Origin of the sequence: Caulobacter sp. BE254 (assembly GCF_031457295.1) — a bacterium.
GTDB lineage: Bacteria > Pseudomonadota > Alphaproteobacteria > Caulobacterales > Caulobacteraceae > Caulobacter.
Genome location: NZ_JAVDWJ010000001.1, coordinates 175,754 through 189,473, shown reverse-complemented (window position 1 = coordinate 189,473; position 13,720 = coordinate 175,754). Strand labels below are relative to the sequence as shown.

14 protein-coding genes are annotated in these 13,720 nt (G+C 67.8%); 9 read left to right on the top strand and 5 right to left on the bottom strand.

Annotation, left to right across the window (positions count from 1 at the left end; translation table 11 throughout):
• Nucleotides 1-9: 9 nt before the first annotated feature.
• The 3 genes from J2X41_RS00860 to lptF are packed head-to-tail and all read right to left on the bottom strand — an operon-like array spanning nt 10 to nt 4,710.
• Complete coding sequence (locus J2X41_RS00860) at nt 10-2,445, bottom strand: LPS-assembly protein LptD (RefSeq protein ID WP_310078862.1); 2,436 nt, start codon at nt 2,443-2,445, stop codon at nt 10-12.
• Between the two features lie 28 nt (nt 2,446-2,473).
• Nucleotides 2,474-3,577 (bottom strand): LptF/LptG family permease, encoded by a 1,104-nt coding sequence (locus tag J2X41_RS00855; protein WP_310078861.1) that lies wholly within the window; start codon nt 3,575-3,577, stop codon nt 2,474-2,476.
• The gene (lptF, locus tag J2X41_RS00850; protein ID WP_310078860.1) at nt 3,574-4,710 is read right to left on the bottom strand and encodes an LPS export ABC transporter permease LptF; all 1,137 of its coding nucleotides are present in this window, start codon (nt 4,708-4,710) and stop codon (nt 3,574-3,576) included. The genes J2X41_RS00855 and lptF overlap by 4 nt, the downstream gene beginning before the upstream one ends.
• 241 nt (nt 4,711-4,951) lie before the next feature.
• Between lptF and J2X41_RS00845 the strand changes: the two genes are divergently transcribed.
• The 4 genes from J2X41_RS00845 to J2X41_RS00830 all read left to right on the top strand — a co-directional run bounded on the left by J2X41_RS00845 (nt 4,952) and on the right by J2X41_RS00830 (nt 7,692).
• Complete coding sequence (locus tag J2X41_RS00845) at nt 4,952-6,436, top strand: leucyl aminopeptidase (protein WP_310078859.1); 1,485 nt, start codon at nt 4,952-4,954, stop codon at nt 6,434-6,436.
• A 2-nt stretch (nt 6,437-6,438) separates the two neighbouring features.
• On the top strand, nt 6,439-6,900 hold the full coding sequence (locus J2X41_RS00840) for a DNA polymerase III subunit chi (RefSeq protein ID WP_310078858.1): 462 nt from the start codon (nt 6,439-6,441) through the stop codon (nt 6,898-6,900).
• Nucleotides 6,897-7,241 (top strand): peptidase inhibitor I78, encoded by a 345-nt coding sequence (locus tag J2X41_RS00835; protein ID WP_310078857.1) that lies wholly within the window; start codon nt 6,897-6,899, stop codon nt 7,239-7,241. The genes J2X41_RS00840 and J2X41_RS00835 overlap by 4 nt, the downstream gene beginning before the upstream one ends.
• A 100-nt stretch (nt 7,242-7,341) precedes the next feature.
• On the top strand, nt 7,342-7,692 hold the full coding sequence (locus J2X41_RS00830; protein WP_310078856.1) for a DUF2200 domain-containing protein: 351 nt from the start codon (nt 7,342-7,344) through the stop codon (nt 7,690-7,692).
• A gap of 24 nt (nt 7,693-7,716) precedes the next feature.
• Here J2X41_RS00830 and J2X41_RS00825 read toward each other — a convergent pair whose 3' ends face one another.
• Entirely contained in the window at nt 7,717-8,121 is a 405-nt protein-coding gene (locus J2X41_RS00825) for a hypothetical protein (protein ID WP_310078854.1), read from the bottom strand.
• A gap of 245 nt (nt 8,122-8,366) precedes the next feature.
• Between J2X41_RS00825 and J2X41_RS00820 the strand changes: the two genes are divergently transcribed.
• Both J2X41_RS00820 and J2X41_RS00815 read left to right on the top strand, forming a co-directional pair.
• Entirely contained in the window at nt 8,367-8,807 is a 441-nt protein-coding gene (locus tag J2X41_RS00820; protein WP_310078852.1) for a hypothetical protein, read from the top strand.
• A gap of 1 nt (nt 8,808) precedes the next feature.
• Nucleotides 8,809-9,360 carry a hypothetical protein gene (locus J2X41_RS00815; RefSeq protein WP_310078851.1) on the top strand — a complete coding sequence of 184 codons (552 nt, stop codon included), beginning with the start codon at nt 8,809-8,811 and terminating at the stop codon, nt 9,358-9,360.
• 3 nt (nt 9,361-9,363) lie between these two features.
• Here the strand turns inward: J2X41_RS00815 and J2X41_RS00810 are convergent, their stop codons facing one another.
• Complete coding sequence (locus J2X41_RS00810) at nt 9,364-11,232, bottom strand: ABC-F family ATP-binding cassette domain-containing protein (protein WP_310078849.1); 1,869 nt, start codon at nt 11,230-11,232, stop codon at nt 9,364-9,366.
• Between the two features lie 99 nt (nt 11,233-11,331).
• On the opposite strand from J2X41_RS00810, the gene ndk reads away from it, so the two are divergent.
• The 3 genes from ndk to J2X41_RS00795 all read left to right on the top strand — a co-directional run bounded on the left by ndk (nt 11,332) and on the right by J2X41_RS00795 (nt 13,697).
• Nucleotides 11,332-11,751, top strand: coding sequence for a nucleoside-diphosphate kinase (gene ndk / locus J2X41_RS00805; RefSeq protein ID WP_310078848.1), 420 nt, complete (start codon nt 11,332-11,334; stop codon nt 11,749-11,751).
• 164 nt (nt 11,752-11,915) lie between these two features.
• On the top strand, nt 11,916-12,989 hold the full coding sequence (locus tag J2X41_RS00800) for a histidine kinase dimerization/phosphoacceptor domain -containing protein (RefSeq protein WP_310078847.1): 1,074 nt from the start codon (nt 11,916-11,918) through the stop codon (nt 12,987-12,989).
• 63 nt (nt 12,990-13,052) lie between these two features.
• The gene (locus J2X41_RS00795) at nt 13,053-13,697 is read left to right on the top strand and encodes a YoaK family protein (RefSeq protein ID WP_310078846.1); all 645 of its coding nucleotides are present in this window, start codon (nt 13,053-13,055) and stop codon (nt 13,695-13,697) included.
• Nucleotides 13,698-13,720 lie beyond the last annotated feature (23 nt).

The window sequence follows — 13,720 nt, the reverse complement described above, 5'->3', positions numbered from 1 at the left end:
GGTGACATTCTAATCGCTGTACAGTGTGTCGCCCAATGTGGCGAGCGTTAGGCGCAGCACCACGGACTCGTTGGACTTCAACTTCAAGCCGCTGGGGGTCTGGGTGTAGCGGTCCTCGTTTTGATAGATTAGGTCGAGGCGTACGCAGTCGTCCGTGTAGTAGACGCCCAGGTCGCGCCGGGTCCAGGACCACTTGCTGGCGTTGGCGGCCAGGCCGAAGACGCGAGCGTCCTGGTAGGACAGGCGGCCCAGGGCGGTCACGCCCCAGTTCTGGCGGATCTTGTAGTCGCCGATGAAGTCCAGGTTTTCCTGACGGAAGCCCGAGGTGTCCTTGTTGTCCTTCAGGTAGCGCAGGGAGCCGAAGCCGCGGGCGACGGAGGCGTCGAGGCCGGCTTCCAGGCGGTTGAGCTTGCTGGTGTCGTCGTCGAAGCGGGCCCGCGTGAAGGCGGTGATCCCGCGGATCGGCGTGACCGTGGCCGCCACGATCCAGTCCGAGGCCTTCTGGTCCAGTCCGGCGCGGGTGGGCATCAGCGGATCGACCTTGGTGCGCAGGCTTCGGCCCAGCAGGACGCTGCCGCCCCGGCCGTCGGCGAACTTCACCGTCGCGCGGCCGCCCACGTTCATGCGCGTGCCGCCTTCATAGAGGTCGAAGCCAGGCGACTTGTTGACGTCGAACAGGTTGGTTTCGTCCAGTTCGAAGTTGGTGCTGTCTTCGTTGAAATAGATCGGATTGCCGGCGGGGTCGCGGGCCACGACGATCGGCACCCGCGAGCTGTCGGAACCGGTCGCCAGCTGCACCAGGGGTTCGAGAACCACGCTGCCGCCGTCCTTCAATGGCTTGAAGAACGGCATGCTCAGGTCCACGCCGGCGACGCCGAGCCCGCGCGAATAGTTGATGTTGGTGGTCGTGTCGCCCGCGGCCGCGGCGATGGTCGGCAGGAAGACGTCGCTGACGCGATAGGAGTCGCCGCGCGCCTGGGCGAAAGGCTCGACACGCAGACCTGAACCCAGGACCAGGCTGGCGCGCCAGTCGCCCTTGATCGAGCCGCGGACGGAATCCACCCCGTCCTGGCCCTTGTAGGCAGCGTAGGCGTAGGGCGGCTCGCCGAACTGCGATTCCGAACGGGTCAGGACGACGCCGGAGCCTTGGACGCGAAGACGTCCGCCCAGAATGTGCGATTCTGGTTCCCAGCGCCCCTCGACCATCGGTCCGATCAGCGGGAAGGCTCCGCTGTTCTCGAACTGATTGGCCAAGCCTGCGGAGCTGACCTGAACGACCCGCAGGCCTTGCACCGAGATCATCGAGGCCGACAGATAGGACCGGTCCGATTGCCGGGTCGCGTAGATCTGCGACATCAGGCGATGGTCGTCGGCCGTGAACTGGCCGCGCTGGCCGTAGACGTCGCTGATGTCGTAGTCGTCGAAGATCAGCGCCTGCGAAGCGCGCTCGGCGGTGAAGCCCCACTTCCACTTCTCGTCGATGTCGAACAGCCCCTTGGCCAGGATGTAGCTCTTGGCCGTCGCCTCGCCGAAGCGGTCGCCGTGGTTGTCGAAGTCCTTGTCGTAGGTGGCCCCGACCCGCGCCTCGACATAGCCCGAATAGAACCGCTTGCGGTACTGGGCCTTCAGAAACGGGTTAACTTTCGTGTTGAATTGAGGGGTTATCACCACATCCTGAGACGGCGACAGCACGAACAGATAAGGTTGTTCATAGACTAGGCCGCGCTTCTTGGAGACGCCGATCTTGGGCACCAGGAACCCGGAGCGGCGCTCGGTCTGGGGGTCGGGGTGCCAGAAGACCGGCAGGTACATCAGCGGCGCGCCGAACACCCGGATGGTGGCGCCATGGTAATAGACCAGGTGCTTGTTCTTGTCCTGGACCACCTTGTCGGCCTGGATGCTCCAGGTCGGGTTGGGCTTTGCGGCGCAAACCTCGCAGGGGGTGTAGATCGCCTTGTTAAGCTCGGTGATCTTTTCGTTGCGACGCACGGCGCTGTCGCTGGCGATCTTGATGTTCTTGTCCAGGCGGGCCGAGAAGCCGCGCGCGAAGCCGGCCTTCAGGTCCTTGTCCATGGTCATGTCGTTGGCGAATTCGGCGGTGCCGTCGGCGTTGATCAGCGTCACATGGCCGTGGGCGGTGACCACCTCGGTCTTGGTGTCGTAGACCACCTCGTCGGCGCGCAGGGTGCGGCCCTGGTAGCGGGCCTCGACGTCGCCGCGGGCGATCATCTTCTGATTGGCGTCGTCACGGATCAGGAGGTCGGATTCGAGATAGTAGCCGGTGTCGCCCAGGCCGTCGTCGACGGCCGGCGCGGGCGCGGGGGCGGCGGGAATGGTGGCGAGCGGCTGCTGCGCCTGCGCCGAGGTGGCGAGGGCGAGCCAAGCCGCTCCGGCCAGCAGGACCGCGCGGCCCGTCTCTTTCGCGCCCCAGCGAAGCTCCATCATCAAAGTCCTCGATCCCGGCGACACAGACTCAACCATCCTCGGTATAGCAAAGCAGCGTCAGACCTGCCAAAAGCGCCACGATCGGCGGGGTCCACGCCGCCATAGCCGGCGTCAGCACGTCGGCCTTGCCCAATGCGCCACACAGCTCGTTAAAGAAGAAGAAACCAAAGCCCAAGGTTACGCCCGCGCCGGCCAGGCCCGCCAGCCCGCCCAGCCGCATCAGGCGCAACGAGAAGGCGGCGGCCAGGACCGACATGGCCGCGAACAGCAGCGGCGTGGCCAGGACCTGCTGCAGCCGCAGGCGGAACGGAATCGACGAGAACCCCGCCGCCTCGGTGCGCTTGATGGTCTCGGGCAGCAGCCAGACGGCTATGGACTGGGGATTGTTGAATCGCTCCGACGCGGTGCGGTCGTCGAGGTTGGACGGCATGGTGTAGGTCTCGGAGCGGATCGCCCCGGCCCCGGGCATGGCCACGCGCACGCCCGACAGACGCCAGAAGCCGGGCTCCAGCCGAGCCTCGTCCGCCTCGATCCGCTGGGCGAACTGCAGGGACCCGTCGGGCTGGACGGCATAGACGAACAGCGACACGCCGCGCAGGCGGACCGCGCCCTCCACCTGGTCGCGCGCCCGGGCGCGAATGACCACCTGGGTCTTCTCGTCGCCTTGGCGCAGCCACAGGCCCTTGGGCGCCGACTTCAGGTAGCTTTCCATCAGCGCGTTGCGCGACGTCTCGAACTGGGCGCTCATCGCCGAGGTCAGCGGATTGAGCAGGGTCAGGGTCAGCAGGCCCATGACGAAGGCGGCGATCGCCGCCGGCATGATGAACCGCCAGGCCGAGACCCCCGCCGCCCGCATGGCGATCAGCTCGCTGCGCCGGTTCAGGCCCACGAACGCGCCCAGGGTCCCGAACAGGAAGATGAAGGGTGTCAGCACCAGGATCGTGGCGGGCGCCTGCAGCACGGTCAGGAACAGCAGCTGGGCGAAGCCGACGTCGGTCCGAGTGCCGACGTTCTTGGAAATGTCGACGAAGGCGATCAGCATGACCAGCGCGGCGACGACCGCCAGGGCCGCCGCCAAGCCGGCCAGAGTCTTTCTGAGCACATAGCGCTCGATCATGCCGACGCCGATCATTGGACCCCCACCGGCTGGAAGGCGTCGTGCGAGCCGATGGCGATGTAGCGGGCGACCTTCTGGCGGAAGATCTGTCGCAGGCCCCACCAGATCGCCGCCAGCGGCACGGCGTACTGCAGGGGATTGAGCCAGACGTCGTTGTCGCAGGCGGCCTTGACGCCGAAGCCGATGATCTGGACCAGGGCGGCGGCCGCGCCGACCATGGCGATCCGCCGGCCGTAGCCCATGCGGCTGAACGAGCCGCCGATCACCGCCGCCACCGCCATCGACATCATGGCCAGGTTGTAGAGCGGGCTGGCCAGGCGCCAGTGGCCTTCGGACAGGAGCTTTTCGCGGTTCTGCTGCTCCCATTCCTGGGTGAGGTCGGGGAAGAACAGTTCGTGCGGGTAGCGGTCGCCGATCTTGTAGTGCAGCAGCTCGTCGCTCTGGAACAGCGAGCTGAGGTCGAAGGTGTATTCGTCCCAGGACAGGTACTGCAGCACGCCGGCGCTGGAGAACTCCTGGTTGGAGCCCTTGCGCAGCACCAGCACCGGCAGGCCCTTGCGTTCGGCGATGACGCCTTCGCGAGCCGTGTAGGTGACGGCGCCGCCGCCGGCCTTTTCCTGGTGGATGAAGAGGTTGTGGATGATCTGGTCGCGGTCGATCGTCTGGGCGTAGACCGTCAGGCCCGGGCCCGGTTCGGTGAACTCGCCCGGCCGCACCAGGGTCGAGGCCAGGTCCGACTTGATGTCGAAGAAGGTCTCGCGAATCGCCCGCGAGCTCCAGGGCGCCGCCCACAGGCTCATGACCAGGGACAGCAGGGTGGCGAACACGGCCAGGCGCATGGCCGGCGAGATCACCCGCCAGCGGCTCATGCCGCCCGCGAAACAGACCACGATCTCCTGTTCGGTATGCAGCCGGTTCAGGGCCACCAGGGTGGCCACGAACAGGGCGATCGGCAGAATCATGCCCAGCAGCTGGGGCAGGGCCAGGGCGATGATCTTCAGGAAGACCATGGCGCTCTGGCGCTGCTCGATCAGCACGTCGAACTCCGACAGGCTGCGCGCCAGTAGGGCGAGCGCCACCAGGGCCAGCGTCGCCAACAGCGTCGGGCCCAGGAGCTGGCGGAAAAGATAGCGTTCGATCAGGCGCATCGAGGTTGGGCTGGGGACCGGGGGACGAAAACGGCGGAGTCGCGCGGCGCGCCCCCAGGGAAGGGTCCCTTCTACACGGCGTGTTCGCGTACGCACAACCGCTCAAGTCAGGCGTAAAAGCGGCGCTCGCCCGCGTCGGGCCAAGGCCCCTGACGATTGGTGCTTTTCTTCGCTTCGGGTTTGGGTCAATCCAACGGGCTGAAGGTCCTGCTAGGGCTCCAACGGTTATCAGGAGCGCGTCATGCGTATCGAGTTCGTCACAGCCGACACCCAGGCCGGCGCCAACGCCGCCCTGGCCGTCCTGGCCTATGAGGCCGCCGCCCTGTCGCCCGAGGCCAAGGCCGTCAACGAGGCGACCGGCGGGGCCCTGGCGCGCGCGGTGGCCGGCGGCCGTTTCACCGGCGCCAAGGGCCAGACGCTGGACCTGGTCGCCCCCGCCGGCCTTGAGGCGGCTCGTGTGCTGCTGGTCGGCGTCGACGGCGACGGCGCCTTCGAGCCGGAAGCGGTCGAACTCGCAGCCGGCCACGCCTTCCAGGCCCTGAAGGCGTCCGGCGTCACCGAACTGGTGCTGAAGCTGGGCGGCGGCGACGCCGAGACCGCGGCCCGCGCGGCCTTCGGCGTCAAGCTGGCGGCCTATCGCTTCGACAAGTACCGCACCACGGAGAAGGCCGAGAAGAAGCCATCGGTCAGCGTGGTCAAGGTGGCCGCCGCCGATCCGGCCAAGGCCCGCAAGGCGTTCGCCTCGCTGGAAGCCGTCGCCGACGCCATCCTGTTCAGCCGCGACCTGGTCTCCGAGCCGGCCAACATCCTGCATCCGGAAGAATTCGCCGCTCGGGTGAAGGGCCTGGAGGCCTTGGGGCTGAAAGTCGAGATCCTGGGCGAGGCCGAGATGGCCAAGCTGGGCATGGGCAGCCTGCTGGGCGTGGGCCAGGGCAGCCGGCGCGAAAGCCAGTTGGTGGTGATCAAGTGGCTGGGCGCGTCCGACAAGTCGGCCCAGCCGGTGGCCTTCGTCGGCAAGGGCGTCACCTTCGACACCGGCGGCATCTCGATCAAGCCGGCCGACGGCATGGAGGACATGAAGTGGGACATGGGCGGCGCCGCCGCCGTGACCGGCGTCATGCACGCCCTGGCCGGCCGCAAGGCCAGGGTCAACGCCATCGGGATCCTGGGTCTGGTCGAGAACATGCCCGACGGCAATGCCCAGCGCCCCGGCGACGTGGTCACCTCGATGTCGGGCCAGACCATCGAGGTCATCAACACCGACGCCGAGGGCCGTCTCGTGCTGGCCGACGCCCTCTGGTACTGCCAGGACCGCTTCAAGCCGAAGTTCATGGTCGACCTAGCCACCCTGACCGGCGCGATCATTATCTCCCTGGGTCACGACCTGGGCGGTTTGTTCAGCAATAACGACGGCTTGTCGGAGAAACTTCTGGCCGCCGGCAAGGCCGAGCGCGAGCCGCTGTGGCGCATGCCGATGCCGGCCTCCTACGAGAAGCAGATCGAAAGCCCGATCGCCGACATGAAGAACATCGGCGGCCGCCCGGCCGGCTCGATCACCGCGGCGCTGTTCCTGCAGAAGTTCGTCAACGGCGTGCCATGGGCTCACCTGGACATCGCCTCGGTGGCTTGGAAGAAGCCCTCGACCGATCCCACCGTCCCGGACGGCGCGGTCGGCTTCGGCGTGCGCCTGCTGAACCGCCTGGTGGCGGACGCCTACGAAGGTTGATCTTGACCGCCGCGCCCTGCGACATCTGGTTCTACCACCTCGAGCGCAGCGCCTTGGAAGAGGTGCTGCCCGGGCTGCTGGAAAAGACCCTGGGACGCGGCTGGCGGGCCCTGGTGCGCGGCGGCGATCCCGCCCGCCTGCGGGCGCTGGACACTCATCTGTGGACCTGGCGCGACGACAGCTTCCTGCCGCACGGCCTGGACGACGAGCCCATGGCCGACCGCCAGCCGGTGCTGCTGACCGACAAGCTGGACAACCCCAACGGCGGCCAGGCGTTGTTCCTGCTGGACGGGGCCGAGCCGGGCGACCTTTCGGCCTTCGAACGGTGCATCCTGCTGTTCGACGGACGCAACGACGAGGCCCTTCGCCTGGCGCGGGGCCGGTGGAAGGCCTTCAAGGGCGCGGGCCACCCCGTGTCCTACTGGCGCCAGGGCGCCGAACGCGGATGGGAGAAGCAGGCATGAAGCGGTTTGTGTGGATCGGCGCGGTGCTGTTGCTGGCCTCCTGCTCCAGCGGCGCGCCCGAGCCCGCGCCCATGCCGCCGCCGACCACCCCGACCGCGCCGCCGGCCGTCGCCTTGCCGGCCAAGCCGCCAGCGGCGGCGGCGGAAAAGGACCAGTGCGGCCTGAAGGACGCCCAAGCCTTCGTCGGCAAGAACCGCACCGACCTGCCGGCGCCCGTCGACCCGTCGCGCTGGCGCGTGGCCTGCACGACCTGCCCGGTGACCATGGACTACCGTCCCGACCGCCTGAACATCCTGTTCAATCCCGACACGGGCGTGATTCAGCAGGTCAAGTGCGGCTAGGAAGGGCGGGCCCGTGGCCTGACTGTGGCGGCGCGGCGGTCGAGGTGAATGCCCCGTCGATCGGGCCGGCAGCCCCTGTCGTGAAGCGGAAGGGTTCGTGATGACCAGGCATCGACTCTACGGAACCAGCTTCGCGAGCGTCTATCCGCTCTATGTCGCCAAGGCGGAGAGGAAGGGGCGCACCAGGGCCGAGGTCGACGAGATCATCCTCTGGCTCACCGGCTTCAGTCGCGAGGCGTTCGACGCCCAGCTGGCCGACAAGACCGACTTCGAGACCTTCTTCGCCACGGCGCCGGCCCTGAACCCGGCGCGGGCTGACATCAAGGGCGTGGTCTGTGGCGTTCGGGTGGAGGAGGTCGCCGATCCGTTGATGCGGGAGATCCGCTATCTGGACAAGCTGGTCGACGAACTGGCCAAGGGAAAGGCGATGGACAAGATCCTGCGGCGCTGACGGCGTCGCGCGACAGGAAGAGGGCTATCGCGTCCCCACGCCGGGAAACAGCGCCGGTTCGCCGTCGAAGATCCCCAGATAGCCCAGCTCGCCGAGCAACGGCGTCAGCGTGTCGGCGTAGTCGTCGGCCTTGAGCGGAAGCGGGGCGGGGCGTCCGCTCTGGTCCTGCAGGCGATAGACCGTCCACATCTTGCCCTGGGGCGGCGGAGCTCCGGGCTGCAGGTAGCGGTGCTCCCAGCCGACCAGGGCCGGCGCGCGGCCGATCTCGACGTCGAACGGGCGGTCACGGAACGCCAGGTCCATGTCCAGTCGCATGGCCTCGGCCAGGCGCTGGTCCAGCCAGTCGCCGAAGGCCGCCAGCACCGCGGCGGCGGACAGGCCTTCCGGATTGGCCACGACGTGATTTCGGGATGAGGTTCCTGAATTCATGCGACCAGGACTACGCGTCCCGGGTCACGTAAAGGATAAGAGACGTGGTTTAGGCACGTTTACCATGCCGATGTCGTCGTTTCGTCTCGCCGAATGCTCAGGCTAACCGGTGAGAGCGACCATTTCGGCTATTGGCTATGTCATGGCCAAGCTTAGGCTTGGCGGGAACGATCGAAAAAACGATATCGGCTGTTGCCAAGCTGAAAGCGGCGCTCCAGCATCGCGCCACCTCAGGGAGAGTGACGATGAGCGATCAGGCGACGGCTTTGGCGTCCGTGGACTTCGACAAGGCGCGGTTCGCCGCCACGCTGAAGACACGGGCCCTGCCGCCCTACGGCAGTGGGCAATGCGCCAAGTACGTGCGGATCGCCCTGGAGGCCGCCGGCATGGCCACCGGCCCAAATCCGCGCCTGGCCAAGGACTATGGGCCCTATCTGGAGGCGCGAGGCTTCACCGCCGTGGCGCGTTTCGTCTCCGGCGACGCCATCAGCAAGGGCGTGGCGTCGGACGGCTTCAAGCTGGAGGTGGGCGACGTCGCGGTGATCCAGAATCCCAGCAGCAGCACGGCCGGGCACATCCAGGGCTATGACGGCGCTAACTGGATCTCCGACTTCGTCCAGGACGCGTTCTGGCCTGGGCCGGCCTATCGCAGCGAGAAGCCCGCCTACGTCATCTACAGGCGCTGAGGTGAGGATCGCGATCCTCGCCCTGCTGGCCGGCCTCGCCGCCGATCCGGTCGCCGCCCGGCCGCCGTCCCAGCCGCCGGTCGACCCGTTATTGGGCCTGAAGCTGCCGGCCGGGGCGCGGTTCACCGCCGCGCCCGCCGACCTGGTCCAGGCCTGTCCGGCCCTGGCCAACGCCCGCTGGGACCGGCGGCTGTGGATCTTCGCCCAGACGGGCAACGCCAGCATGTCGGCGGGCGAGGTCCTGGTGGTCGGCGGCGAACTGGTCGAGCGCGCGGGCGACAAGCCCGCGGTCGAGGTCGACAAGGTGGGCGTGCTGCTGTCGCGCGCCCCCGGCGCCTGCCGGCTGATCGGCCCGCCACGGGAGGTGTTCGACTACGGCGAGGACGGGGTGACGCCGGCCACGCTCGACGCCCTGGCCCAGGACGCCGCGCGCCGCTACGCCCAGGGCCTGGGCGGCCAGGCGGCGTTGCGCAAGACCTTGAAGCGCCAGCGGATCGGGGCGGGGCAGGTCAAGTCGGCCGCACTGCGCCAAGCCTTCTTCGCCGCCAAATAGGGCTCAGGCCTCGGCGGCGGCCAGTTCCTCGGCCAGGGCCATCCAGGCGGCCTCGGCCTCGTCCAGCTTGGCCTTGGCGGCGTCGCGGCGCTTGGTCAGCTCGGCGACCTTGGCGGGGTTCTTGTACAGCGCCGGATCGGCCAGCTGGGCGTCGAACTCGGCGACCTGGCGGGTGGTGCGGGTGACGACCTGCTCGGCGGCCTCGATCTTGCGCTTCAGCGGCTCGATGGCGACCGACTTCTTCGGCGCGGCGGCAGGCTCGGCCTTGGCGGATTCGCGGGCCACCTGGGTGGGCTTCACCGCCTGCTTGGCGCGGTCGAGCACGAACCTGGCGTACTCGTCCATGTCGCCGTCGAACGGCTTGACCGTGCCGTCGGCGGCCAGCCACAGCCGGTCGGCGACCAGCTCCATCAGCGAGCGGTCGTGGGTGATCAGGATCACCGCCCCCTCGTAGTCGTTCAGGGCGTCCAGCAGGGCCCGGCGCGAGTCGATGTCCAGGTGGTTGGTCGGCTCGTCCAGGATCAGCATGTGCGGGGCGTCCATCGCCACCAGGTTCAGCAGCAGCCGCGCGCGCTCGCCGCCCGACAGGCTCTCGACCTTGGTCTCCTGCTTCTCGAAGCCCAGGCCGAACTGCGCCAGTTTCGAGCGGCGCGAGCTTTCCGAGGCGTCCGGCATGGCCCGGCGGATGATCTCCAGAGGGGTGTCCTCCGGATCCATCGCTTCGATCTGGTGCTGGTGGAACCAGCCGACCTTCATCTTGCGGTCGCGATGGAACTCGCCCGACTGCACGCCTAGCGCCCCGGCGATCATCTTGGCGAAGGTCGACTTGCCCGCGCCGTTGACGCCCAGCAGGCCGATGCGGTCGTCCAGGTCCATGCGCAGGTTGAGGTTCTTGAGGATCGAGCGGCCTTCCTCGTAGCCGACATTGGCCCGTTCCAGGCGAATGAGCGGCGGCGGCAGCGGCCGCGGCGGCGAGGGCAGGGTGAAGGGCGCGACGCGCTCCTCGATCGTCGTGGCCACCGGCTGCATCTTGGCCAGGCGCTTCATCCGCGATTGGGCCTGGGCGGCCTTGGAGGCCTTGGCCTTGAAGCGGTCGACGAAAGCCTGCAGGTGGGCGCGCTCGGCGTCCTGCTTGGCCTTGGCCGACAGCTGCAGGCGGGCCTTCTCGGCGCGACGCTGCTCGAAGTCGTCGTAGCCGCCGGTGTAGAGCTCCAGCTTGCCGCCGGCCAGGTGCAGCATGTGGGTGCAACTGTTGTTGAGCAGCTCGCGGTCGTGGCTGACGATCAGGGCGGTGTGCGGGTACTTCTGGAGGCGGGCCTCCAGCCACAGGGCGCCTTCCAGGTCCAGATAGTTGGTCGGTTCGTCCAGCAGCAGCATGTCGGGCTCGGCGAACAGCGCCGCGGCCAGGGCCACGCGCATGCGCCAGCCGCCCGAGAACTCGGCCATCGGCCGGGCCAGGTCCTCCTGGGTGAAGCCCAGGCCGACCAGGATTTCCGAGGCCTTGGCCGGCGCGGCGTCGGCGTCGATCTCGATCAGCCGGGCCCAGATCTCGCCCATGTCCTCGGGCTCGGCGGTGTCCAGGCTGGTCAGCAGCCGGTGGCGCTCCTCGTCGGCCTCGAGCACGGTGTCCAGCAGGGTGAAGGGCGTGGCCGGGTGCTCCTGGTCGACCGAGCCGATCCGGGCGCTCTTGGGCAGGCTGATCTCGTCGTCGCCGGCGTGCAGCTGGCCCAGGATCAGCTTGAACAGGGTGGACTTGCCCACGCCGTTGCGACCGATCAGCCCGACCTTGGCGCCGGGCGGCAGACTCACGCTGGCGTGGTCGAAGAACCGCCGACCCCAGGCGTCGAAGGTCAGGTCGTTGATCTGGAGCATTTGATTTAAGGTTACGCGGCGGGTTGGCGGGGAGGAGGCGCCCGGCTATAAGCCCGCAACCTCCCAATCGACAAACTTTCTCTGTGAGATTTTCGGATCATGACCGAACGCACCTTCTCGATCATCAAGCCTGACGCCACGCGTCGCAACCTGACGGGCAAGATCAACGCCGTCATCGAAGAGGCCGGTCTGCGCATCGTCGCCCAGCGTCGCGTCAAGCTGACCGAAGCTCAGGCCAAGAAGTTCTACGAAGTCCACGCCGAACGCCCGTTCTACGGCGAACTGGTCGCCCAGATGACGGCCGAGCCGGTCGTCGTCCAGGTGCTGGAAGGCGACAACGCCGTCCTGAAGTACCGCGAAGTGATGGGCGCCACCAACCCGGACAACGCCGACGAAGGCACCATCCGCAAGCTGTTCGCCCTGTCGATCGGCGAGAACTCGGTCCACGGTTCGGACAGCCTGGAGAACGCCGCGATCGAGATCGCCCAGTTCTTCAAGGACGACGAGATCGTCGGCTAAACGAGGCCGGGCGGCCGTTCTCGGCCGCCGGTTCGAAAACCCGTCAAGCGGCGCGGCCCCAAGGCCGCGCCGCTTTTCTTATGTCCGCCGCTACGGTCGGGCTATAAGACCAACTTCGGCGCGTCAGTCCGCCGTCGAGTTCGCGGCGGTGGGAGTACGGCGAGGTGACCGAAAACAACGAGCCGATGGATCAACTGCTCAACACGCCCGACCTGGCGGGCGTGCTGGAAAGCGATCAGTTCCGGCAGTTCCTCGACCAGGTTCCGATCGCCATCGCGGTGTCGGAACTCAATCCGGTCGAACGCATCGTCTACGCCAACATCGAATTCGAGCGGCTGAGCGGGCAAGCCGCCGCCGACCTGGAAGGCGCGACGTGGTCGGTGCTGTCCGGCGAGGCGGTCGCTGAGGGCGGAAAGGCGCTGAGCGGCGCGATCGTCGATGACCAGGACTATATCGGCGCCTTCTCTTTCGCCCATGACGACGGCCAGCAGGCGGTCGACGCCTGGTCGAACGTCATCCAGGACGATGCCGGCCAGCCCGTGTTTCGCATGCTGGCCTTGGTCGGGGCGGCGCCTCGTGACACCGACCTCAGCGAATTTGAGCAGCGCATCCAGGACAAGGACCTGCTGCTGCGGGAACTCCAGCACCGTGTGGCCAACAATCTGCAGATGATCACGGCGCTGATCCGCATCGAGGCGCGCAATGTACCGGAAAACGCCACCGACGACCGGTTCAGCCGGCTGGCTGGCCGGGTCGAGGCCCTGGGCCTGCTCTATCGATCACTGTCGGACGAGAGTCAGGCCGAAACCGTCGACCTGGGCGTCTATCTGAGCGAAATCGCCTCGGCGGTGATGCGCGCCCATGCCCAGGAGGGTATCCATCTGAACCTCCAGGTCGATACCTGGATGGTGTCGATCAACGTGGCGATGCCCGCTGGCCTGGTGGTCAACGAGTTGCTGACCAACGCCCTCAAGCATGCCTTCAAGGCGCGCGAAGGCGGCACGATCCAACTTCACAGCCTGGTCGACCAGACCGGCTGCCGGGTGATCGTCGCCGACGACGGCGTCGGGCTGGCCCCCGGCTACAGTTGGCCAAGGCCTGGAAAGCTCAGCAACATGATCGTCCAGTCGTTGCGCCAGAACGCCCATGCGCGTGTCGAAGTCGAATCCCAACCTGGCGAAGGCATGCGCGTGACGGTGTTCTTCACCCGTGCGGACGCGGCGCCGCCGGCGAGCTAGGGCGGATCGACATTCAGGCCAGATCGGTAAAGATTCGGTCGTGGCGGTTTGGGGGCAAGGGCCATGAAGGACTACCGCCGCCGCGACGTCGCCTTGGCCGCCGGACTGTCGGGCGTCGCCGGCTATGTTGACGCCATCGGCTTTCTGAAGCTGGGCGGCTTCTTCGTCTCGTTCATGAGCGGCAACTCCACGCGACTCGGCGTCGGGATCGCCACCGGCCAGTGGGCGACGGTCCGCACGGCCTTGACGCTGATCGGCCTGTTCGTCACGGGCGTGGTGCTGGGCGCTCTGGTCGCGCGCCGGGTGGGCGAGGCGCGGCGATCGGTGATCCTGGCGCTGGAGGCGGCGTTGCTGACCCTCGCCGCCGCCCTGATCTCCATCGGTTTCGACGCGGCGGGCGTCGCGGCCATGGTCCTGGCCATGGGCGCGGAGAACGCGGTGTTCCAGCGCAACGGCGATGTCGGGGTGGGGCTGACCTACATGACCGGCGCCCTGGTCAAGATCGGCCAGCGGATCGCCGCGGCCCTGACCGGCGGCGATCGCTGGGCCTGGGGGCCCTATGCGCTGTTGTGGGCCGGACTGAGCCTGGGCGGCGCCCTGGGCGCGGCGGCCTATCTGCGGTTCGGCGTCCTGGCGCTGTGGGCGGCGGCGGGCGTGGTGGCCGCCCTGGCGGCGGCCAAGGCTTGGCGGGAACGGCGGGCGGCTTAGGATTATGCGCTCGATCTGCCCTT

Bases quoted from the DNA above. Each gene is read 5' to 3' on its own strand.
- J2X41_RS00860 (WP_310078862.1), bottom strand. From the start codon at position 2,445: ATGATGGAGCTTCGCTGGGGCGCGAAAGAGACGGGCCGCGCGGTCCTG.
- J2X41_RS00855 (WP_310078861.1), bottom strand. From the start codon at position 3,577: ATGATCGGCGTCGGCATGATCGAGCGCTATGTGCTCAGAAAGACTCTG.
- lptF (WP_310078860.1), bottom strand. From the start codon at position 4,710: ATGCGCCTGATCGAACGCTATCTTTTCCGCCAGCTCCTGGGCCCGACG.
- J2X41_RS00845 (WP_310078859.1), top strand. From the start codon at position 4,952: ATGCGTATCGAGTTCGTCACAGCCGACACCCAGGCCGGCGCCAACGCC.
- J2X41_RS00835 (WP_310078857.1), top strand. From the start codon at position 6,897: ATGAAGCGGTTTGTGTGGATCGGCGCGGTGCTGTTGCTGGCCTCCTGC.
- J2X41_RS00830 (WP_310078856.1), top strand. From the start codon at position 7,342: ATGACCAGGCATCGACTCTACGGAACCAGCTTCGCGAGCGTCTATCCG.
- J2X41_RS00825 (WP_310078854.1), bottom strand. From the start codon at position 8,121: ATGAATTCAGGAACCTCATCCCGAAATCACGTCGTGGCCAATCCGGAA.
- J2X41_RS00820 (WP_310078852.1), top strand. From the start codon at position 8,367: ATGAGCGATCAGGCGACGGCTTTGGCGTCCGTGGACTTCGACAAGGCG.
- J2X41_RS00810 (WP_310078849.1), bottom strand. From the start codon at position 11,232: ATGCTCCAGATCAACGACCTGACCTTCGACGCCTGGGGTCGGCGGTTC.
- ndk (WP_310078848.1), top strand. From the start codon at position 11,332: ATGACCGAACGCACCTTCTCGATCATCAAGCCTGACGCCACGCGTCGC.
- J2X41_RS00795 (WP_310078846.1), top strand. From the start codon at position 13,053: ATGAAGGACTACCGCCGCCGCGACGTCGCCTTGGCCGCCGGACTGTCG.